This is a genomic window from Vibrio rhodolitus, assembly GCF_003350325.1.
Lineage (GTDB): Bacteria > Pseudomonadota > Gammaproteobacteria > Enterobacterales > Vibrionaceae > Vibrio > Vibrio rhodolitus.
This window is the reverse complement of sequence record NZ_QLYZ01000026.1, coordinates 84,195-104,613: the sequence shown is the minus strand read 5'-3', so window position 1 is coordinate 104,613 and position 20,419 is coordinate 84,195. Positions and strand designations below refer to the sequence as shown.

At 45.2% G+C, this 20,419-nt stretch carries 16 protein-coding genes; 5 read left to right on the top strand and 11 right to left on the bottom strand.

From position 1 onward, the window contains the following. From DPF93_RS19230 to DPF93_RS19210, 5 genes are all read right to left on the bottom strand, one after another. Nucleotides 1-1,489 (bottom strand): VWA domain-containing protein (locus tag DPF93_RS19230; protein ID WP_114767659.1); only part of this gene is annotated, 1,489 nt, incomplete at its 3' end. After that, nucleotides 1,482-2,450: a vWA domain-containing protein gene (locus DPF93_RS19225; RefSeq protein WP_114767658.1), complete on the bottom strand. Its 969-nt coding sequence runs from the start codon at nucleotides 2,448-2,450 to the stop codon at nucleotides 1,482-1,484. The genes DPF93_RS19225 and DPF93_RS19230, both read right to left, overlap by 8 nt. After that, nucleotides 2,451-2,912 (bottom strand): DUF4381 domain-containing protein, encoded by a 462-nt coding sequence (locus tag DPF93_RS19220; RefSeq protein ID WP_114767657.1) that lies wholly within the window; start codon nucleotides 2,910-2,912, stop codon nucleotides 2,451-2,453. Nucleotides 2,913-2,916: 4 nt separating this feature from the next. Beyond that, nucleotides 2,917-3,834 carry a DUF58 domain-containing protein gene (locus DPF93_RS19215; RefSeq protein ID WP_114767656.1) on the bottom strand — a complete coding sequence of 306 codons (918 nt, stop codon included), beginning with the start codon at nucleotides 3,832-3,834 and terminating at the stop codon, nucleotides 2,917-2,919. An 8-nt stretch (nucleotides 3,835-3,842) separates the two neighbouring features. Beyond that, entirely contained in the window at nucleotides 3,843-4,799 is a 957-nt protein-coding gene (locus DPF93_RS19210; protein WP_114767655.1) for an AAA family ATPase, read from the bottom strand. Between the two features lie 463 nt (nucleotides 4,800-5,262). Here DPF93_RS19210 and DPF93_RS19205 point away from each other — a divergent pair, with 463 nt between their 5' ends. Beyond that, entirely contained in the window at nucleotides 5,263-5,463 is a 201-nt protein-coding gene (locus DPF93_RS19205) for a restriction endonuclease subunit S (protein ID WP_114767654.1), read from the top strand. Nucleotides 5,464-5,584: 121 nt separating this feature from the next. On the opposite strand, the gene DPF93_RS19200 is transcribed toward DPF93_RS19205, so the two are convergent. Both DPF93_RS19200 and DPF93_RS19195 read right to left on the bottom strand, forming a co-directional pair. After that, a complete protein-coding gene (locus DPF93_RS19200; protein ID WP_114767653.1) occupies nucleotides 5,585-5,962 on the bottom strand; it encodes a hypothetical protein in 378 nt (125 codons plus the stop codon). A 212-nt stretch (nucleotides 5,963-6,174) separates the two neighbouring features. Beyond that, entirely contained in the window at nucleotides 6,175-6,540 is a 366-nt protein-coding gene (locus DPF93_RS19195; protein WP_114767652.1) for a cystatin domain-containing protein, read from the bottom strand. Nucleotides 6,541-6,729: 189 nt separating this feature from the next. On the opposite strand from DPF93_RS19195, the gene DPF93_RS19190 reads away from it, so the two are divergent. The 3 genes from DPF93_RS19190 (at nucleotide 6,730) to DPF93_RS19180 (ending at nucleotide 8,830) form a co-directional block, all read left to right on the top strand. Beyond that, nucleotides 6,730-7,563: a DUF6279 family lipoprotein gene (locus DPF93_RS19190; RefSeq protein ID WP_114767651.1), complete on the top strand. Its 834-nt coding sequence runs from the start codon at nucleotides 6,730-6,732 to the stop codon at nucleotides 7,561-7,563. A 70-nt stretch (nucleotides 7,564-7,633) separates the two neighbouring features. Continuing rightward, nucleotides 7,634-8,377 carry a sulfite exporter TauE/SafE family protein gene (locus DPF93_RS19185; protein WP_114767650.1) on the top strand — a complete coding sequence of 248 codons (744 nt, stop codon included), beginning with the start codon at nucleotides 7,634-7,636 and terminating at the stop codon, nucleotides 8,375-8,377. Between the two features lie 219 nt (nucleotides 8,378-8,596). After that, the gene (locus tag DPF93_RS19180; protein WP_114767649.1) at nucleotides 8,597-8,830 is read left to right on the top strand and encodes a hypothetical protein; all 234 of its coding nucleotides are present in this window, start codon (nucleotides 8,597-8,599) and stop codon (nucleotides 8,828-8,830) included. A 189-nt stretch (nucleotides 8,831-9,019) separates the two neighbouring features. Here DPF93_RS19180 and exaC read toward each other — a convergent pair whose 3' ends face one another. Then, nucleotides 9,020-10,540 carry an acetaldehyde dehydrogenase ExaC gene (exaC, locus tag DPF93_RS19175; RefSeq protein WP_114767648.1) on the bottom strand — a complete coding sequence of 507 codons (1,521 nt, stop codon included), beginning with the start codon at nucleotides 10,538-10,540 and terminating at the stop codon, nucleotides 9,020-9,022. Between the two features lie 244 nt (nucleotides 10,541-10,784). On the opposite strand from exaC, the gene DPF93_RS19170 reads away from it, so the two are divergent. Further along, nucleotides 10,785-12,539 (top strand): sigma-54-dependent Fis family transcriptional regulator, encoded by a 1,755-nt coding sequence (locus tag DPF93_RS19170; RefSeq protein ID WP_114767663.1) that lies wholly within the window; start codon nucleotides 10,785-10,787, stop codon nucleotides 12,537-12,539. A gap of 12 nt (nucleotides 12,540-12,551) precedes the next feature. On the opposite strand, the gene DPF93_RS19165 is transcribed toward DPF93_RS19170, so the two are convergent. The 3 genes from DPF93_RS19165 to DPF93_RS19155 form a co-directional block, all read right to left on the bottom strand. Then, nucleotides 12,552-12,932: a DUF3574 domain-containing protein gene (locus DPF93_RS19165; protein ID WP_114767647.1), complete on the bottom strand. Its 381-nt coding sequence runs from the start codon at nucleotides 12,930-12,932 to the stop codon at nucleotides 12,552-12,554. Nucleotides 12,933-12,999: 67 nt separating this feature from the next. Then, nucleotides 13,000-15,198: a nucleoside hydrolase gene (locus tag DPF93_RS19160; protein ID WP_114767646.1), complete on the bottom strand. Its 2,199-nt coding sequence runs from the start codon at nucleotides 15,196-15,198 to the stop codon at nucleotides 13,000-13,002. 18 nt (nucleotides 15,199-15,216) lie between these two features. Next, nucleotides 15,217-20,244: a diguanylate cyclase gene (locus DPF93_RS19155; RefSeq protein WP_114767645.1), complete on the bottom strand. Its 5,028-nt coding sequence runs from the start codon at nucleotides 20,242-20,244 to the stop codon at nucleotides 15,217-15,219. Nucleotides 20,245-20,419: the final 175 nt, after the last annotated feature.

Sequence of the window (20,419 nt, the reverse complement as noted above, 5' to 3'; positions counted from 1 at the left end):
GACCCTGCTGACCCTGCTGACCCTGCTGACCCTGCTGAGAATTTTGTTGACTACTGTTTTGATCGGCAGAAGACTGTTGCTGTTGCTGTTGCTGTTGCTGTTGCTGTTGCTGTTGCTGTTGCTGTTGCTGTTGCTGTTGCTGTTGCTGTTGCTGTTGCTGTTCTGCTTGCTCAATTATCGCGAGGTTGCTTCGTGCATCCTCATGCTGAGGGTCTTGTGCCAGCACTTGTTTATACAGTTGTTTAGCTTGTGTATAGTCGCCCAACTGCGCCAATGCATTTGCTCGGTTGTATTGGCTATCGATATCGTTTAGACCCTGCAGTGAATTCGCTGCAGCTTGGAAATCTCCAGCTTTATATTGCGCAACGGCTTGCCAGCGTTTGTCTGAGAAGCGCTCAGCAGCGGATTGATACGCTTGTTGTTGATAGAGCTGATAACCTTGCTGATCGCTGTTAAGGAAAGGGTTGGCAGCCACAGGGTTGGGGAAAAATGTACTACTGATGGTGAGTGTCGCCATCAGTACAACCCCACGGCGAAACAGCAATAATGTTGGCACTAATAGAAGCGCGACCAACCAATAACCGCTGTTGACTCTATCACGAATTTTGTCGCTTTGTTGGTTGCTGCTGGTCGTTGCTACTTGCTCAGTAAAACGCTTAATCGCATCGATATCACTATTATCTGCTTGTATCGGTACAAAAAGTCCATGGCTTGCTAGGGCTAACTGGCTCATCGTGTTAATCGGCGTTTTAGCCACAACTGTTGCACCATTGCTATTTTTCAATAGCTCACCGTCGGGTAGTTGAATCGGGGCGCCTGCTTGTGTGCCAACCGCTAGGATACTCAAGCGCCAGTCGCCGCTGTCTAGTAAGGATTGAATCTCTACACTCTCGGAGGCTTCCGCATCATCACTGATAAGAACAATATCGCCTTGTGCATAGCCAGAACTTTGCATGGTTTGAATGGCAAGTTTAATTGCGGCGATAAGATCAGCACCTTGGTAGGGCATGATATCAGGCGACAAGTTTGGAATGAGGTTGATTAAGGTATGGCTATCTTTGGTTAAAGGGCTTGCTAAATAGGCATCGCCGGCATAAACCACTAAGCCTGTTTGACCTTCAGACCAAAGCTTTAATAAATCCATCGCTTTGTAACGTGCTTGCGTCAGGCGATTTGGTTTGATGTCATTGGCGTACATAGAACGAGACATATCCATCACCAACACTCGCGCACTGGTATTAGTGTAGCTTGGTCTTTCTGCCTGTGAAAAGCTCGGTCCTGCTAGGGCTATGATGGCAAGAGATGCGCCCAAACAAAGACTAAGTGCAATTTGTTTAGTTGTATGGCGACTCACTTGCTGCACCGCTTTACTTAAGTGGGTGGCAATTAAGCTTTTAGAACGGGTACGTTTGCACAACCATAGGGTAATCACTACCAAAGGGACGAGAAGCCATAACCATGTTGGGTAAAGGAAGACAAATTCAGACATGATTTCTTCTCACAATAATCAATACAAATAGTAGCCCTAGTGCGATTGCCAACGGATAGCGGAACCATTCTTGCTGTGGGCGCCATGTCTGGGTAGCTTGATTTATTGGTTCCAATTGGTTGATCGTCTGATAGATATTGGCGAGATCTTGGCTATTGCGCGCACGGAAGTATTGCCCGCCGGTGATTTCAGCGATTTTGCGTAAACTTGTCTCATCCAAATCGCGCGCTGTGTTAACTGTGCGAGAGAAAAAGAACTGCTTCATTTCCATCTCTCCTGCACCGACACCGACCGTATAGATCGTTGCCTTATATTTTTTTGCGATTTCGGCGGCTTCAATCGGGTCGAGTACGCCGGCAGTGTTGCTTCCATCACTGAGTAGCACAATTACGCGTTGCGGAGCCTCACTATCGACAAACGTTTTGGTCGCGAGACCAATCCCTTCACCAATCGCAGTTCGGCTGCCGATAAGGTTGAGAACCACTTGTTGCAGTTGTTGATTCACCGCATTTCTGTCAAACGTAAGTGGTGTTTGCAGATAGGCGTGATCGGCAAAAAAGACCAGACCTAAGCGATCACCGTCTCGCTTGGCAATAAAGTCGTTGAGGACCTGTTTAACCGCACTGAGCCTGTCAATGTAGTCGCCTTGATAAAGCATGTCCTTTTGTTCCATTGAACCTGACAGGTCAACGACCAACATTAAATCACGATGCTCAGCTTGCTGAATTATAGGCTCACCGTACCAAACCGGGCGAGCCGCAGCGGTAACAAGGCAAAGCCAAAGCGCTGACATCAACAGCTTTGGCATTACACTCTGGGTTGCTTTACTGGCGCTACTATCTGGCAGATAAGGCAGGTAGAGAGGGGCGTCAGATTTTGCTGATGGCAGCAGGAAATAGACCGCCAAAGGTAATGGCAGTAGTAAGAAAAGTGGCCACCAAACAAATTCTAGATTTGCCAACTATGCTTTCCTCTTTTTCGGTGGAAGTGCTTGTTCAACCCACTGATAACAATGTTGAACCAGCTCTTCACTGTTTGTTATTGGCTGTTTGCTATACAGCACCGTTTGCCACTGTTCGAAATTGGCCTCGAACAGTGGGTTATCGACTTGAGAGTCTAAAAATGCGTACCACTCTTTGCCCGTCAATTGTGCAATTTGCTCGCGAGGGAAATAGCAAAGTGCCGCTTGGCGCACCAGCTCAAGTGCTGCGGCGGGTTTTTCTTTTTGGATCAACATCAGGGCGGTCTTCTTCGCAGCTAGACGTTTCTTTTTCCATCTAAAGTAAACGGCTATCAGTATCAGTGTCATTGCCCCGGCAGCGAAAGATGCCCACCATCCCCAAGCCAGTGGAAGCCAATCAGGTACAGCAGGTAAAGCCATGTCTTGCAGCGGTAGAAGCGAGTCGTTGTTAGTGCTGGTCATACATTCATCCAGAAATCTGATTCAATAGTGGTTTATCACTATTCAAGGCGCAAAAACTAATCCCTGTTTTATGTGCGAGCGTCTTTAAGCCTTGTTGTTTATTATTAAAAGCCAATTCAATTTGTTGGCGTGCTTTTTTTGATGAGAAATTGAGCCATTGCGTGCGCTTCCCATCAGAAACTTTCTCGTTCCCGCGGTAGTGGGTCGAGCCATATTCAAGCGGATCGGAGATATGGACAAACCGAACGCTATTGTGCTGTCTAAGCTGAGATAATGCTTGAGTGTCTTGCTCGGTTAACCGAACAAAATCGCTTATGAAAACGATCTCTCCCCCTTTAGGGGCGAGGCGACGAAGTGCTTGCAATGCAGGCTGAAAACCATGGGTTGTCTGAGCCCTAGGTTGGCTGAGTAATTTGCTGTGCATTTCGACCAGTGTTTGCAAAATAGTGAGCGGACCACGCTGTCGCCCCATAGGCTTTAATTCAACCAGTTCATCACCGGTATCAATCACGGCACCAACACGATCCTGCTGAGCGACCGTTAACCAAGCAATTAGGCTAGCCATCTGCGCCATAAGCACAGATTTGAGCATTAATTGAGAACCAAACAACATGCTAGGGCTAAGATCGAGATAAAGCACTAACGGCTTTTCTCTTTCCTCACTGAACAACTTGGTGTGCGGCTTACCCGTGCGGGCTGTGACTCGCCAATCTATCGCCCGGATATCATCACCTGCTTGATACTGGCGTGATTCACTAAAGTCCATCCCACGACCTAACTGGCGGCTTTGGTGATGCCCAAGTAATTGCGACCACAAACTACGCGCAGGCGGCAACCATTTAACGCTTTGATTGCGAAAATAGAGCAACTCTTCGAGATTCAAGTCCACACCATTAGAGTGCGGCGAGAAAAGATTCTCCATGACAACCTCTAAGCACTGCCAACGAGTGAAAGTAGCTTATCAATGACTTGGTTAGCAGAAATGCCTTCCGCTTGAGCGTGGTAGCTTAGTAACAAGCGATGACGAAGCACTGGGTAAGCCATCTCTTGAACATCTTCTGGTGACACAAAGTCTCTACCTGCTAGCCAAGCATGGGCTCGTGCACAGCGATCCAATGCAATGGTTGCTCGCGGACTAACGCCCATCTCGACCCAATTGGCGAGCGTTTGGTCATACTGTTCTGGCTGACGTGTTGCCATCACGAGACGAATAATGTATTGCTCGATCGACTCTGCCATATGAATGTTAAGCACTTCTTGGCGTGCTTGGAAAATTTGCTGCTGTGAAAGTTCCGGCGGTGTGGGTGCAGAATCACCACGTGCTTCACCACGATTTAGACGCAGAATTTGTAACTCATATTCAGCGTCAGGATAGTCAACATTGAGGTGAAGTAAAAAGCGATCGAGTTGCGCTTCTGGCAGAGGGTAGGTACCTTCCTGTTCAATTGGGTTTTGTGTCGCCATGACTAAAAACAAATCTGGCAGCGGGTAGGTTTTACGTCCCGCGGTGATTTGTTTTTCTGCCATTGCTTCGAGCATCGCGGCTTGAACTTTTGCCGGAGCACGGTTGATTTCGTCTGCCAAGATCAATGAGTTAAAAATTGGACCAGCTTGGAACTGAAATTCGCCGGTTTCTGGGCGGAAGATATCAGTACCAGTTAAGTCTGCTGGCAGAAGGTCAGGGGTAAACTGAATACGATGAAACTCACCTTCGATACATTCAGCCAGCGATTTCACGGCACGCGTTTTTGCTAAACCAGGAGGTCCTTCGACCAAAATGTGACCATCCGCGAGCAGCGCAACCAATAGTTGTTTGACTAATTCTTGCTGCCCAATCACTTGGCTTTCGAGGTATTGCTGGAGCTGACTAAATGCTGTTGTGGTCATGGCAGAATGTGGTCTCCTAAACGGGTTACGATTTCGACCCTAATCTTACGTCGTCGTCATCGGTAGTTATGGCAAACTTGGCTTACAGTCGAAATATCATAATGATATTTTGTAAAACCTAAATCAAGGTTGATTTGATATCATAATCAGGTAGTTAAGCAACTATAAAAGTGCAAAAACTGATCTGCTTCGCCATAAATTTACGCGATGTTGACTGAAAGAAATTGTATTTGGTTGAAAATGCACCCATCAGTTTGTTTTAAGAACATTTTTATCATTGCTACGGTTTACTCTAGTCCTGAATGAGAAGCAGGGATATAGCTGTGTTTTCATTAATAGATTGCAAAAATGATGTGCCACAACGCATTCCTAGCCACTACGATTTGCACTAAGTAGCGCTAGAATAACAGTGATGAAATGAGTAAACTGGCGCAAGTTGTTATTTATAAGGTAAGTGGAAATCATGAGCGATTTTGAGAAAGAGCTAGAAGAGATGTCTCAGCAAGTAGCAGACGAGCCAGAAGTTGCTTTACCATCAATTGATGAACAAAAAGCGATTGCTGCTGAGTTAAAACGTCTTGAGGAAGCAGGCGAGTTAACGCCAGAAGTTCTTGAAGAGTATTTCGGTAAATTCTACGCGAAAAACGAAACCCCAATCCACTAAACCAGTTGGTTGCATAGTAAGCGCAGTGCTGTCACTGCGCTTTTTTGTATCTGTCAGTAGCCAGAATCATTATTTGACCAAAGACCTTTGTGTATCGGTTGTTTGAAGTTCCTGCATGGCATTATGGACAGAGTTTTCCTTCGTGGGGAATACCGCTGACTAAATAGTCACCTCTCGGATTGTGGTGAATTTTACCATGCCAGACTTCGCCGTTTTTTAGCTCGACTTCAAAGGCAAAGTAGCGACCATCCATATTTAGGGCGAGTATTTGTAAGACTTGTTTGACCGATGAATCTGAATCAATGTTTTGCGTAAAACGATTGAAGGCTTGATGGACATCGGCAGTCAGTTTCGTTGGCTGCCAAGTTGAATATTTTTTATTAGTACTACAGTCGCTTTTCATTACTGTGGCAGTGCTTGCGTCAGTGGTTTCTGCCTCCGATGCAAAACCCAATGTAGACATGGTACACAAGCCAACAGTTAATAAGAATTTGTTCATAATCGCTCCCCTTCGATTGTGTTCAATTCGTATGATTTTTCTTTTAGCGCTTAATTTAGCGTTGTCGCTAATGTGAGAGTTGTCAAAAAATTAGCGGGGAAGTTATAGATAAATGATGCTTGATACGGCAAGAAAAGAGAAGCTCGCTTGGTCTGCGCTGTCCATCAGAAAGTGATCAACGGTTTAAGCCAAGCGAGTGAACGCAGCTCAAACTAAGGGCAAAGTTTGCCTTGCTGAGCAACGCTGTCAATTAGGTAGTCTCCACGGATATTTCGATAAACTTTACCGTGCCAATATTGACCATTTTCAAGCTGCACTTCGATGGCGTAGTTGATGCCGTTGACAACCTGAGTTCGGATCTGAGTTACCGACTCAAGCGGTGAGGCGTTGTTCATTCGATCAAGTAACGTGTTAACAGCTTGCTGCGCATCTGGAGTTAGCTCGGCATCTTGCCAGCCTCCAGCTAGGTTCTCACCGCTTTGACACATGGCAGGAACAGGTTTTTGTGGCTCAGTGTGGTAGCTGCATCCGCTCAACGCGACAAGAGCAAGCGTGCCAATAATCAAGGTACGACTCATACTTTCTCCTTACTTGGTTGACACTTAATGTGTCTTACTATTTTTGTTATCAATGTGATTGCAGTTGCTGCTATTGTCAAAGTTAATTTGGCTCAAAACGTCAAGCTAAGGTAAATTTTGTAATGAGTACGATTGTGCTTATGCGCAAATTACTTCGTACTAAAGGTGTGATTTATAGACGGGATATTTATGAAACGCTTGTGGTTTATATTGTTGGCGTCGCTTACTTTAGTTGGTTGTGGGACTAAGTTGGTCTATGACAATCTAGACTGGTTTGCCAAGCAATACATTGAAGAATTTGTTGACCTTAACCGAACACAGCAGAGCTTGTTAAGCGACTCGATACAAGCAGCAACCCCTTGGCACAAGCAGAGCGAAATACCCCAGTATATAACCCACTTAGACGAGTTGATGAGCATAGAACCGCGAGAGTTCACTCAAGAACAGTTAGTTACCCAGCAGAATAAATTTCGCCAACACTCATTGCGACTTTTTCGCCATTTTACTCCCAGCATTGTCGAGTTTGTCAGTAACATGAGTGATGCTCAGGTAGAGCAGTTGATGAACGAAATACGGGTTCGTCACATCAAGTTCAAAAGAAAATATGCCCAAAAGAGTGAGGCAGAGCTAAGAGAGGTATATCGCCAGCGGCTAGAAGAAGGTTTAAATGAATGGCTTGGGGACTTAACGCCATCCCAACTGCAATCTACCGAGCTGTGGGCTCAACAATGGAAGGTGACGACGCCACTTTGGAGTCAATATCAAACTCAGATTCGAGTTGAATTGACTAAGATGTTTGCCACCCGCGGTGATAAAGGTGCGTTGCAAGATGCACTCGAAGCGTTGGTTTACCAACCCGAACAATTTTATTCCGCAGAGCTTGCCCAGCGAATCGAATTTAATACTGACCTTGCGCAGCGTTACACTCTCGAAATAATCCAGCAAATGACCCCAAAACAGACGCAATTGCTCAGAGAAGAACTGCAAGACTGGCGCGAGATTGCGTTAGAGCTAGCCGAGTAGCTTTGCCTAAAGTTGAATGTTATTAATGACCGTAAGTATTTAGAATGTTGTCATTAACATGGAGGTTTGGATGGATTGGTGGTTATTAGTTACCGCAGGCGTTGTTGGCGGCATTTTAAATAGCGTCGCAGGTGGGGGCAGTTTTATTACGTTTCCGGCGTTAATGTTTGTTGGTGTACCACCAATAGGAGCAAACGCTACCAACACATTCGCCGTTAGTGCGGGCTATGTGAGCGGAGCTTATGGTTTCCGACGCGATATTGCACGCCAACCACAGGTAGTACTGCCAATTGTATTGCTCAGTTTAATTGGAGGTGCTTTGGGTGCGTATTTGCTGATCAATATACCGGAGCAGTTATTCACCCAAGTTATTCCATGGCTATTACTTTTTGCCACAGTGCTATTTGTGGCTGGTGAGCGATTAAGCGAGCGATTGGCAAACTTACAAGGCGCGCAACTACTATTGGCGCTGATGCTGGTTCTAGTTTGCACTTATGGCGGCTTCTTTAATGCCGGTCTTGGTATTATTGTTTTGAGTTATTTGGTTGTAGCTAAATACACAGATATCAATCAAATGAACGGGCTTAAACTGCTGGTATCAAGTTGTGTTTCACTCAGCGCGATCATTATCTTCATTTGGCAAGATGCTATTGCCTGGTTACCCGGAATCGCGGTTCTTGTCGGTAGTGTCATTGGCGGTTATTTGGCTGCGCGAGTCTCGCGCAAGGTCAACCCTCAATACATTCGCCATTTTGTCACCCTATCTAGCGTGTTTATGACGGTCTATTTCTTTATCGACGCCTATCATGTCTAACGGCTAATTATGTTTAATTGACAGGAATAGGTTTTGGTTTGTGCAGAGAGTCGCAGATTAATATCTTGTTATCGTATTTTGTGCTAATTGGGATCTTTGGTCGGTTTTTCGGTTACAAACCTCGCGATAATGTCTTGGCAAACTCGTCACAATATCGAGTTTGCCACTAACCAAACTCATCAAGGTTTTGTTCGTGCTTTTCTCGCAATAGGAGGAGTTATGAATAAAAAGTTAGGTCAGGTGATGACAAGCAGTCGCATGGTCACCTTTATCGCGTTTCTTACCGCCATATTCGCTTGGTTCTTGAGTATGCACGCCTTATTTACTTTTACAGTGCTAGCGCTTATCTGCGCAGCCTACATTTATATTAAAGATAAGGTCGTTGGCTATACTCATGCCCATGCATTAGTTCGAGCGCATACAGGTAAAGTGTCGATTTATATTGATGAATAGTCGTAACAATCAATAGTGATATAAAAGCGCGTCTGCATTGTTGAGTGTATGAGCATCGTGGGAAGTGATTCTCACGGTGCTTTTTTGTGCTTGAGATTAGCTTTCATGTGCTTTCATTGATAAGGGAAACGCGCAGGCTGTGACGAAAAAAGAGCGCCAAATGGCGCTCAAAACTACTAGGGAAAGGGTTTAGAAGAACCCTAATGGGTTCACATCGTAGCTAATTAACAGGTTCTTGGTATTTTGGTAGTGATCGAGCATCATCTTGTGTGTCTCACGTCCAATACCAGATTTCTTGTAACCACCGAAAGCAGCGTGTGCAGGATAGGCATGGTAGCAGTTAATCCAAATTCGACCTGCTTCTATGTTACGTCCCATACGATAAGCAAGGTTTGCGTCACGGGTCCAAACGCCGGCGCCAAGTCCATACTCGGTATCGTTAGCAATCGCGAGCGCCTCTTCTTCGTCTTTAAAGGTGGTGATGGCGATTACCGGACCAAAAATTTCCTCTTGGAAAACGCGCATCTTATTGTGACCTTTCAGTAGCGTTGGCTTGATGTAGTAACCATTTTGCAGATCACCATCTTGCTGAGCGATATCGCCACCAAACAGCACTTGTGCACCTTCTTGACGCCCAATTTCTAGGTAACTCAAGATCTTGTCAAACTGCTCTTGTGAAGCTTGTGCGCCAACTTGGGTATCAGTATCTAGTGGATTGCCTTGTTGAATTGATTGTGCGCGCTCAACCACTTTGGCGACAAACTTGTCATAAACCGACTCATGCACCAGCACACGCGATGGGCAGGTACACACCTCACCTTGGTTAAAGAAAGCCAGTAGCAAGCCCTCTACGCACTTATTAAGGTATGCATCTTCGTGGTCAAAGATATCAGGGAAGTAGATGTTTGGTGATTTACCCCCCAGCTCGACGGTTGAAGGAATGAGGTTGTCAGCGGCGCATTTTAGAATGTGGTTACCCACTTCTGTTGAACCGGTAAAGGCAAGTTTGGCGATGCGGGTGCTGGTTGCTAGCGCTTGACCAGCTTCTGCGCCAAAGCCATTTACCACGTTAACGACACCTGCAGGAATTAAGTCACCGATTTTTTCCATTAGCGTTAAAATTGAGGTTGGCGTTTGCTCTGCTGGCTTTAACACCACACAACAACCAGCAGCGAGCGCAGGTGCGAGCTTCCACGCCGCCATCAGCATAGGGAAGTTCCAAGGGATGATTTGACCAACAACACCAATAGGCTCAGGGAAGTGGTAGCTGGCAGTGTTTTGGTCAAGTTCCGCTGCGCTGCCTTCTTGGGCGCGAATACAACCTGCAAAATAGCGGAAGTGATCAACGACTAATGGTAGATCCGCCGCTAAAGTTTCACGTACTGGTTTGCCGTTTTCCCACGTTTCAGCCACTGCCAACTCTTCAATGTTCTCTTCTATACGATCGGCAATTTTGAGCAAAATGTTAGCGCGCTCTGTAACACTCGTTTTCGCCCAGCTTGATTTAGCCGCATGTGCTGCGTCAAGCGCAAGCTCGATATCTGCAGCACTTGAACGCGCTACTTTACAGAAATTTTCACCATTAACCGGAGAACTGTTGTCAAAATAGTTTCCCGCAACCGGTTTTACCCACTCGCCGCCAATGTAGTTGTCATAGTGTGATTTGAAGTTAACAACTGCGTTTTCCGTACCTGGTTGAGCGTAAATCATGTGACTTCCTTCCTTTGTGATCAGAAATGTGTTGTGAGCACTGCAATCAACAGTGATGTTTGTCGTAGAGGGTTACGCAAGTCACAGACCAACCTAGTGCGATTTGATGTTAAATTTATGTAACACTATGATTGATAATTAATAACATATCAGGTGGCGGAGCTTGTACTCCGATGGTTGTCACTGATTTAGGTGTTCAGTGTTCCAATTTGGAACACTTATGTTGCTCAACTTTGGAACAGTTATGGAATTACAAGCACTTAAAGCACATGATTGGTTGATGTCTTCGTGGAATCGCAGCAGTGCTGCAGGGTTAAATGAGAAGAAAAAACCACACGATACCCAGATCCCACGCTCCTCTCTGCAAGAGAGAAAATTCCAAGCAAAGGCTCTGATCTCGGCAGTGGAATTGTGCGCTTTACCTTTGTTTAACCAAATGATGGCGCGTACCGACAGCCGATTAATTCTCTCAGATGTTGATGGTGTGTTAGTCGGTAGTTGGGGGCAGGAGCGATTTCGCGACAAACTGACTGCTATCGCGTTGAATACAGGTGCTTGTTGGCTAGAACGCCTAAAAGGCACCAATGCGATTGGTACGGCGTTAATTGAGAAAAAGCCTGTTTCGGTGGTGGGTGATCAGCACTTCATTCGTTCCCATCGTTTTATAAGTTGTACTGCGAGCCCAATTTATGGACCGCGAGGCGACATCATAGGTGTGCTGGATGTTACCAGTGAGCAGCAAAAACATGATGAAGCAACAAAGCTGGTGGTCTACAACATGGCACAGCTGGTGGAAAATCACTTATTGAGCCAAGTCCCTAATGCGTCACTGCGCGTCAGTATGGCGATCAAAGAATCAGTGCTGCAATCAAGTTGGGAAGGGGTGTTGGTTGCTGATGGCGATGGTAACATCGTGGCGCATAATCGGGTTGCGACACAACTGCTGGATGTCCAACAACTGCTTGGCAGTAACGTGGATGAACTATTACAGCAAGCTTCACAGCATCAAGCCATCATTACTTATAGTCAGCGACTTGATAGCAAAAAATCACCAAGTGCAGTGAAAAATGCCGCTCACTGTTTACACGCTGGCGATGCGCAAATTGAGAGTGCTTGGCAGCAAGCAACGAAGATCCTTGGCAATGATATTTCGCTGCTGATCAGCGGAGAAACCGGGGCAGGTAAGGGCGAGTTTGTGAAAGCGCTTCATAAATACAGTGATAGAGCAAAGCAACCGCTGGTCAACGTAAACTGCGGGGCGTTACCCAGCAACCTGATTGAATCCGAGTTATTTGGACACGTAGCAGGAGCGTTTACCGGGGCGAGTAGTAAAGGTTATCTTGGTAAGATCCGTCAAGCAGATAAGGGGATTTTGTTCTTGGATGAAATTGGTGAGATGCCGCTTGAAGCGCAGTGCCGTCTGCTTGGTGTATTACAAGACAAAGAAGTCACGCCACTTGGCTCGACTCAGCAACACAAAGTGGATATTCAAGTCATTGCCGCTACCCATCAAAACTTGCTTGATTTAGTTGAGCAAGGCAAGTTTAGGCAAGATCTCTATTATCGTTTAAATGGTCTTGAGATTTCGCTGCCTGCTTTGCGTCAAAGAGAGGATAAACCCGCTTTGATTGAGAGCATTTACCGTAAGTATGCTCAGCCTGAGCAAACTCTGGATGCTAAGTTGCTAGAACTACTTATGAATTACACATGGCCTGGCAATGTTCGCGAGTTGGATAATGTGTTGAAAGTTGCTGCCTTAATAAGCCAAGGCGAGAGGTTTACGCAGTTAGAGCATATTCCATCACATCTACGAAACAGCATGGTAGCGCAACCTGCAATAGGCGACGAATCACAAAGAGGCTTAAAGCAAACGTTAGAGGAGCAGCTACTCGCCACTTATCAAGCGCAGAATCAAAATGTCAGCCGCACTTCTAAGCTGCTCGGTATCAGCCGCAATACGGTTTATCGTAAGTTACGTCAACTAGGCATTATTCAGTAGCTCATGACAGAGCTACTTCGCTTGAATAAATTCGGTCTTAGTAACAGAGCTAAGCACCAACATCACTGAGTCTTGCTCAAATTGTTTAGCATAGATTTGAGCAATTTCCCGCGCTAAAGGAATTTGTGTCTCGGTTAAAAGAATCGTGACGATTTTGGCGTTCTCTTGCTCACCTTGCCAATAACCCATTGAATCAAGAATGTTGAAACCTTGGAATTTAGGCACGATTTGCTGATCGACAAAGTCTTGCCATTGCTGGTTTGTCACGTCACCACCACTTGGAATAGATAAACCAAAGAACAGCTCTGCACGATAGTCAAACTCGCTGGCAAGGAGCGCAGGGCTGAGCAATATAACCAGCAAGAGCACCAATTTGTGACCTAGTTTTTTCATAATCTTCCTTGAGTTAACCCGAAGCAAGCTGGCGAATAGCTCACTCTCAGCTGCTTCGGGGGATAGGTTAGATACCTCTCAAATAACCGCGTTCGCGACCACACTCCATTTCCCATTGGACACCATATTGATCACGCCAATAGAAAAACGACATTGGGAAAGGGGAAAGCACCATTGGAGGGCTCAAACCATCATCATTGTTGCGCCCGTCAGGATAGCGGACGATTTCAACTCCTGGTTGATCTTTTAGGTAGTTAAACGCGACCATAATGTCGCTAACTTCTAAGGCTGCATGGCGAATACCGCCCATATCGTTGGTGTTTTTGATGGTGATCTTTTGTTCACCTTTTGGCGTGTGATAACACATCAACTCGAGATAAAGTCCGGCGGTTGGATGGTGCAGAAAACGGATATCGACATCAACTTTGCCATCTTCAAATCCAGCATCTTTGGCGAAAGAAGCGAGCGTAAGATGAGGGTAATCCATTGGGTTACCTTGAGCATCAAACGCATTCTCAAAGCCGAGCGTACGTTTGTAAAAGGCGGTCGCTTTTTCTACGTCATCGACGATTATATTGAGATGGGATACCGATGTGATGTATTTAGATGGATCATTCGGTGTAGCAATGTTGGTAAGCAGTTGCTTACTAAACTCTTTTTCCACGTCATAGCAGTACAATACGCGATATGGACTTTTACACTCGCTGTTAGCGACTAAATAGGGTTTGAACTGGGTCGCTTTGGCATATTTGCCACTTTGTACATCATCAGCGGCGATGCGAAACTCTACATTTAATTGTTCGAACTTAAATTGGTTAGGATTAACAATAAACCCTGCCGCAAGTGCATCAAAAGGATTGAAGCCTTCGGTGCCAAATTCTGTTTGCCACATATCTAGCCATGGCTGCGTATGCTGAGCGAGATACTGACCAACCCCTGCGTGCTCACCTAGCTCTGCAATATCTTCAGCGGTGAGCCAGACTTTATGCGCAAGTTCAAAAGGTGCGAGTACCACCGGAATGCCGCTCTCTAAAATGATGCGAAATGCATCTGGGTCGAGGTCGAAATTGAGATCATGGAACGGCGTCGCTTGTTTGGGACCTGCGATAAAGCTTTGCTGAGTACTACTTCTACCTGCTACCAGAACAATTTGTTCGATGTTGCTAGCCAGTTCAGGGTAAAGCAAAATCAGTGTCGCAATATTGGTCGCCGGACCAAGCGCTGCGATGGTAAGGGAACGTTGGCGTAACTCCTTGGCTAAGGCGATTGTTGCGTCATTGTCTTGCACATTTTCTATGTCTAAAGGTGTTGCCGCCCCCTTTACGACAGGCAAGCCAATCGGTCCATACTTGTTAGTTAGGATGCGGGCTAAATTGGTCGCGGTATTTACATCGGTATTTCCTGCAACGGCACTGATACCACGAACTTTGATATTGGTGGCGTTAAATAAATGCAGCATGGCGTAGGCGTCATCAACATCACAAGGTGAGCCTGACTCACTTGCTGCGCCAATCGAAATATCAGTATCGACCCAGACTTGTTTTTTCTCTAGTGTGTCTAGAATTGTCTTCGAGACTAGCGCGACAGACGCAGGGTTTTGCCCAGTGATCAATCCTTGTCCCCAGACAGTAAACTGTGCATTCGGTTGCTCGCATTGATAGAGAGCCCCTTGCTCAACAAGTGCATCTTGGATGTGATACGGCAGCGCTTCGATGTATTGGATTGGGGTTAAGGTTTCTTCTTCATCAGAGAAACTAGTCAGTTTTAAGCCTTCTACTAGCGGAGAACCGTCTGGTTTTTTGGCTGATAACAAGCCAGTTGGTCCGTGGCATACTGAACCAATCAGTTTTTCTGCGGCGTAAAACTGACTTACCAAGCGCGCAAGCCCTTTACTTTGTTTGAAATCCCATAGCGTGCCATGACCGCCGCAGAGAAATATAAAGGTAAAGCCCGAGGCATCAAGATCATCGACACAAGGCGTATGGGCAAGTTTTTCTAACGCTTTTTTGTCACTTTTAAATCGGTGTACTTCAGGAGTGGCAAACTCACCATCAATACTTAGCGGATCTGGAAGCGCTTTGCCGCCTTTTATTGAAGCAATGGTGACTTCGTATCCGGCATCGTAAAAATGCCAATAGGGTGTGGCTAGTTCATCGAACCAAAAACCTGTTTTTTTCCCGGTTCCTTCCATTTCTGTGTGACTTGTGACAACTAAAAGCGCACGTTTTACATCTCGGCTATTATTTTTGTCGAGGTTTGACTGCATAAAGTAAACGTCCTGTATCTACTGTTTGAGTTTGATGATGACTTGATTTCGCCCGCTGTTTTTCGCTTCATACAGAGCAAGGTCAACCCGATTTAAAATCGAGTCTTCAGTGTCTCCGATCGCATACTGAGTAACGCCAATACTGGCGGTTACATGGCTTGAGTCGGGCAATTCAATTGAAGTGATCGCCGTGCGTATGCTGTTTGCTCGAGCACAAGCGCCTTCAATATCGGTGGTGCAAAGGACGAGAAACTCCTCTCCGCCCCAGCGACCAGCTAAGTCTTCTTGCTCTATCGCTTTGAGGATCTTTTGGGAAACGTTCACGATAACGCGGTCACCTTTGTTGTGACCATATCTATCATTGATCGATTTAAAGTGGTCTATGTCTAACATCAACAGTGAGAATGACTGGTTCGATTGAATACAATTATTGAGCGTTTGAACCAGCTTCTCTTCAATATAGCCACGGTTATACAAGCCAGAGAGTCGATCTGTGGTGGAAAGCGTATAGAGATCACTGTTAGTCTGTCTTAGCTGGTGGTTAAGTTTGGATAGGCTTTCCGTTCGCTCTTGAACCTTCTCTTCCAAGTTTTTGTTAAGCGCTTGCAAATCGCGATACATTTGCGCATTTTCCAGCGAAATAGCGGCTTGAGAGGCAATGATTTCAAGGGTTTGAATGCGCTCTGGTTGGAATGCATCTGAAACATGCGTATTTTCAAGATACAAGATCCCGGACATTTTTTCTTGGCGAATGATCGGTAGGCACAGTACCGAAATGTTCTTTTTGTCAGAGAGGTAGTTACAACGACTAAATTGCTCGAAGTTATCTGTCGTTGAATAAACAACCGGCTTGCCGATATTGATTACCGCACGAACAATGGCATGCGATAGCGCGGCTGAATCACTAAATTTAACCCGTTGTGGTTCAATGTGGTGTGAGTTCTTTTGGAAATGGTGCGAGACGCAGAATGTCCCATCCTTCTCGAGTAGAAGTATCCCTCGTGTTGCTCCTGCATTTTCCACCGCGAGATTGAGCAGCTCCTCCACCAAACTGTCTAGCTGAATGTGTTGCGATATGGCTTGTGAAGCTTTAACCACAGATGTCATGTCAATGCTGGCTGAAAAACTTTCGGTATTCACTGTCGCGTTAAGAGAGGTATTTAGCTTGTCGCGCTCAAGGCTTGCTTTTGCTTGGCTAAGCTGAGGTAATTGCTTTTCAAGCCAAGTTACTTTGCCAGTTGCGCCCCATTGCTCATAACCTTTAATCGCTCGCTCAAAGTAAATCTTTGCTTGATAGTTTTTGTTTTCGTTGAGCCAAAAATAAGTGCAGAGCTCATCGCTTAAAGCGGCATCCATTAACTGCTGAGACTCTAACGCATACTCGCGGGATCGTTCATAGTGATCAAGAGCTAGCATTGGTTCGCCTTGTAAGCGATAACGCTCGGCTAGCAACAGGTCATATTTATGTTGGTAATTGATTGGGCAAAGCGCTGCCCACTGCGCAAACCTAGCAATTATGTCATCAATCAGTTTGAGCTGATGTTCTTGTTTATCGCCCATTAACTGTTTGCAATTCGCAGTAAGGTGTAAACCTGCATAAAAAAAGCTATCGACCAAAATAATTTGAGCTTGTACTGTGTTTTCAATTACTGGAAGCCATTGCTCGATTAGGTCAACAGGTTGGATATTGCGCGCTAATAGTGTGGCTCGCAACATAGCGTAAATGGTATGACCCAAGAAAAATGGCGAGTCTTGATATTCATCCATTAATGCTTGAGTTGAGAACTGGGCATCATCCAAACTAGCAAAGCTGTCAGTTTTTCCGGTTAAATGACGCCATGGCTGCTCAACAATGATGTTAAGCAATTTAGAAATATCACCCAGATGATTGGTATTGAGGTAATTTTCACTATCCAACATCTGTTTTTCTACTTCTTGTAGCTTGGCTCCAGAGGCAAGCAATAGGTGGGGGAGTTGTAAGAAAACCCAACCCGCATATGGAGAGCCTGATTCTTTGGAAATTTTTGAGGCTTCGTGCCAGTAGTGATAGCTCGAGCTTAATGGCTGCTGCCAATGGTTTATACCAAGAGAATATACGTGATAGGTATAGTTCTTAAATGTAGGGTTTTGATATTTATCTGCCAATCGAATGGCAACAGAGCCAAGTTTGTAGCCGTTAACATAGTCTCCGCTCGAGCAAAGTACAGTAGCGTAGTTAATTAAGCCTACAGAGGCGGCAGGACAACTGCCGTTTTCGATGGAGATGCGAACACTTGTTGCCGCCGCTGCCGCGAGTAGAGGTGCGCGTCCGAGCAAGTAGGCATCACCAAATAACTCAAAGAGCAACTCTTGACCTAGGTGAAGGTCTAGGTCTTCTATCTCACGTTGAGCATAGAGGCTGTGTACATCGTTGTGTTCAAGATAATCGTTTATTCTTGCTTGCTCTTTAGCAAATAACTCAAGTAACGCTTCGTCACTATCGGGTAAGACGATGCCAAGTAGTTCAAGTACTTGCAGAGTTTGTTCGACGGATTCTTGATATCGTCCTTGATGGTGGTAGTGATTTGCTCGAATGCAAGCGAGTCTGATCCTTTGTCGGTCATGTTCGACGTATTCACCCACCTGTCTATAGATTGCCTCGGCTTGCTCAAACTTACCGACTAAATAGCAGGCTTGGGCAAACTCGATCAATACTTCAACACGATAGCGTTGCAATTGGTGCTGAGTGATGTGTCGATTAGCAACATTTAAGCAAGAGTAAGCGATACTGTAGGCTGCGGATTGTTTGGCTTTGACACCTGCTCGTAAGTTCAGTTCAACAAGCGTCACTATTTCTTCGAGATTGGCTTTGCCATCACTTTGATTTAGATGCTCGACACAGTCAAAAAGCAGGGTGTCGCTTTTATTTTTCTCCATCTCAAGCAATAACTGCTGACCGATTTGCCAGTGGTACTGTTTCTGCTCAGCTTCGCAGACAAGATCATAGAGCGCTTGATGAACTCGGTCGTGAGAGAATTTAATCACCACATCAGAATCTTGCTCGAAGGTTGAGTGAAGCTCAAAATCATCATCCAAAGGCTGGATATACCCTTTTGAGACCGCTGGTATTAAAGCTTTCGCCACGTCTACTTTGCATGATTGCGCGAGATAGGAAAGAAGTGACAATCTAAAAGAGTTGCCAATACAAGCAGCGATTTTAAGCAACTCTAGAGTTTTATCAGGGAGTTCATTGAAACTAGATTTGAGCATTTCGACCGAGTTTTCAGCCGCAGGCATCGCGCTAACGGCAGATGCATCCCACTGCCATTGTTTGTGCTCATAGTCGAAAAAAACATGCCCTTGATTGTGGAAAGTAGTGAGCATGGTGCGGTAAATCAAAGGAATACCGTTGGTGCGCGATATCAGTAATTGGTTTAATTTTTCTAGTTCTGCTTGCGGAAGGTCAATCGTCTCCTCCAGCATTGTTAATAGGTCTGTTTCTTCAAGTGGGGACAGGGTTACAGACGATGTGTTGTGGCAAGACTGTCGCAAACTCGGCATAGTTAACTTTAGGGGGTGGTTACGATCGACTTCGTTATCACGATAGGCGCCAATGATTAGCATTTTAGAGTCGCTAATTGAAGGTGCTAATGTTTCGAGTAGCGTTAAGCTTGGCGTATCAATCCATTGCAGATCATCGATAAACAAAACCAGAGGTGTATGCGCATGGCTAAGTGCATAAATAAAGTTGTACAGAGTGGTGCTAAAGCGAGTCGATGCTGCTTCTGATGCGAGCTCATTGACTTCTGGTTGGGGACCAATCAAGGCTTCTAACTCAGGCAAAACATCGATGATCACGCGTCCATTATTACCAATCGCTTCAAGAATCGCGTTTCGCCAGATATCCTTTATTGATTGCTCTTCCGCAATGATTTGCTTAATAAAACTACTCAGAGCTTGCAAGAAAGCTGAATAAGGTTGATGGCGCAGTATTTGATCATATTTACCACTGGCAATATAGCCGTCTCGTTCAATTAAAGGGCGATATAGCTCTTTAATTAGCGAGGTTTTGCCGATCCCCGAGTGCCCGGCAATAAAAACTAGTTGACCATTGTTGTTGCTGGTTTGATTAAATGCTTCAAGTAGCCAGGCTTTCTCTCGTTCACGCCCATATATTTTGTCTGGAATGATAAAGCAGTCGTGCAAGTCGTTTTGAGCTAGCGAGAAGTCACTAATAGATTTGGATTCTTGCAGTTCATGTAAACATCGTCTTAGATCGGCTTCGATACCTTGTGCGCTCTGATAACGGTGATCAGGCGATTTACTCATCAGTTTTAGAATAATTCGCGACAAGGTGTGGGGAAGCTCGGGATTTACAAGGTGCGGAGTTTTGGGCTCTAGCGCTATGTGGCTAAAAATGATTTCGTTTATATCTTGCGTTTCAAATGGTCGTTGTCCACAGACAAGGTGGTACATAACCGCACCAAACGAGTAGAAGTCCGTCCGAAAATCTAACCCTCGATTCATACGACCAGTTTGCTCTGGCGACATATAAGCTCGGCAACCTTCAACGAACTTTGGCTTTATTATATTGCGGGCACGGTTGGGTAGCTCAAGTGCCGAGCAATAATCAATTAACGAAATGCGTTGGGTGATGGGATTGATTAATACGTTAGCTGGTGAGAGGTCACGATGACAAAAATTTTGTTGATGCAATTGACCGAGTAATTTTGCTATCGCGATACCGATATTTAGCGTTTCTGCTACCGAAATCTGATGGCTGGCTTGATACTCAGCTAATGTAATTCCATCTACCCACTCTCTTACCGTACAAGCTGAGTTTTTAAACTCAAAAAAATCTACCGCAACCGGAAAGTCTCTACCTTTGAGTGAAGATAGTACTTGGTATTCCCGTTTAAGCGCTGCGATTTGCCTTGAGGTCGGAAACGGATCGCTTGGCACTTTGAGTGCGACGGTTTTTTTATCTGTGTTTCTCTTTGCTTTGAAAACAGAAGTTTGAGTCCCTTGATTGATAAGTTCTAAACTTGAGAATCCTTCAATAAGCATTAAATTTCTTCCCTGGCCGCCAAAATGTTGCACAAACTAACTATTTGGTTGTTATTGATTTAAGTTCTTTGTGATTAAGGTAAGGGATATTTGATTTATGAGCAATTTTTTACATATTAGTAACTTCTGATTTGCCGACGGGGTAGCAGTTTTAATTATATTGGCTGTTGTTCTG

Excerpts from the sequence above, each read along its gene's own strand:
- DPF93_RS19195 (WP_114767652.1), bottom strand. The coding sequence starts at position 6,540 with ATGAGTCGTACCTTGATTATTGGCACGCTTGCTCTTGTCGCGTTGAGC.
- DPF93_RS19170 (WP_114767663.1), top strand. The coding sequence starts at position 10,785 with ATGGAATTACAAGCACTTAAAGCACATGATTGGTTGATGTCTTCGTGG.
- DPF93_RS19210 (WP_114767655.1), bottom strand. The coding sequence starts at position 4,799 with ATGACCACAACAGCATTTAGTCAGCTCCAGCAATACCTCGAAAGCCAA.
- DPF93_RS19200 (WP_114767653.1), bottom strand. The coding sequence starts at position 5,962 with ATGAACAAATTCTTATTAACTGTTGGCTTGTGTACCATGTCTACATTG.
- DPF93_RS19185 (WP_114767650.1), top strand. The coding sequence starts at position 7,634 with ATGGATTGGTGGTTATTAGTTACCGCAGGCGTTGTTGGCGGCATTTTA.
- DPF93_RS19205 (WP_114767654.1), top strand. The coding sequence starts at position 5,263 with ATGAGCGATTTTGAGAAAGAGCTAGAAGAGATGTCTCAGCAAGTAGCA.
- exaC (WP_114767648.1), bottom strand. The coding sequence starts at position 10,540 with ATGATTTACGCTCAACCAGGTACGGAAAACGCAGTTGTTAACTTCAAA.
- DPF93_RS19165 (WP_114767647.1), bottom strand. The coding sequence starts at position 12,932 with ATGAAAAAACTAGGTCACAAATTGGTGCTCTTGCTGGTTATATTGCTC.
- DPF93_RS19180 (WP_114767649.1), top strand. The coding sequence starts at position 8,597 with ATGAATAAAAAGTTAGGTCAGGTGATGACAAGCAGTCGCATGGTCACC.
- DPF93_RS19190 (WP_114767651.1), top strand. The coding sequence starts at position 6,730 with ATGAAACGCTTGTGGTTTATATTGTTGGCGTCGCTTACTTTAGTTGGT.
- DPF93_RS19160 (WP_114767646.1), bottom strand. The coding sequence starts at position 15,198 with ATGCAGTCAAACCTCGACAAAAATAATAGCCGAGATGTAAAACGTGCG.
- DPF93_RS19215 (WP_114767656.1), bottom strand. The coding sequence starts at position 3,834 with ATGGAGAATCTTTTCTCGCCGCACTCTAATGGTGTGGACTTGAATCTC.
- DPF93_RS19220 (WP_114767657.1), bottom strand. The coding sequence starts at position 2,912 with ATGACCAGCACTAACAACGACTCGCTTCTACCGCTGCAAGACATGGCT.
- DPF93_RS19155 (WP_114767645.1), bottom strand. The coding sequence starts at position 20,244 with ATGCTTATTGAAGGATTCTCAAGTTTAGAACTTATCAATCAAGGGACT.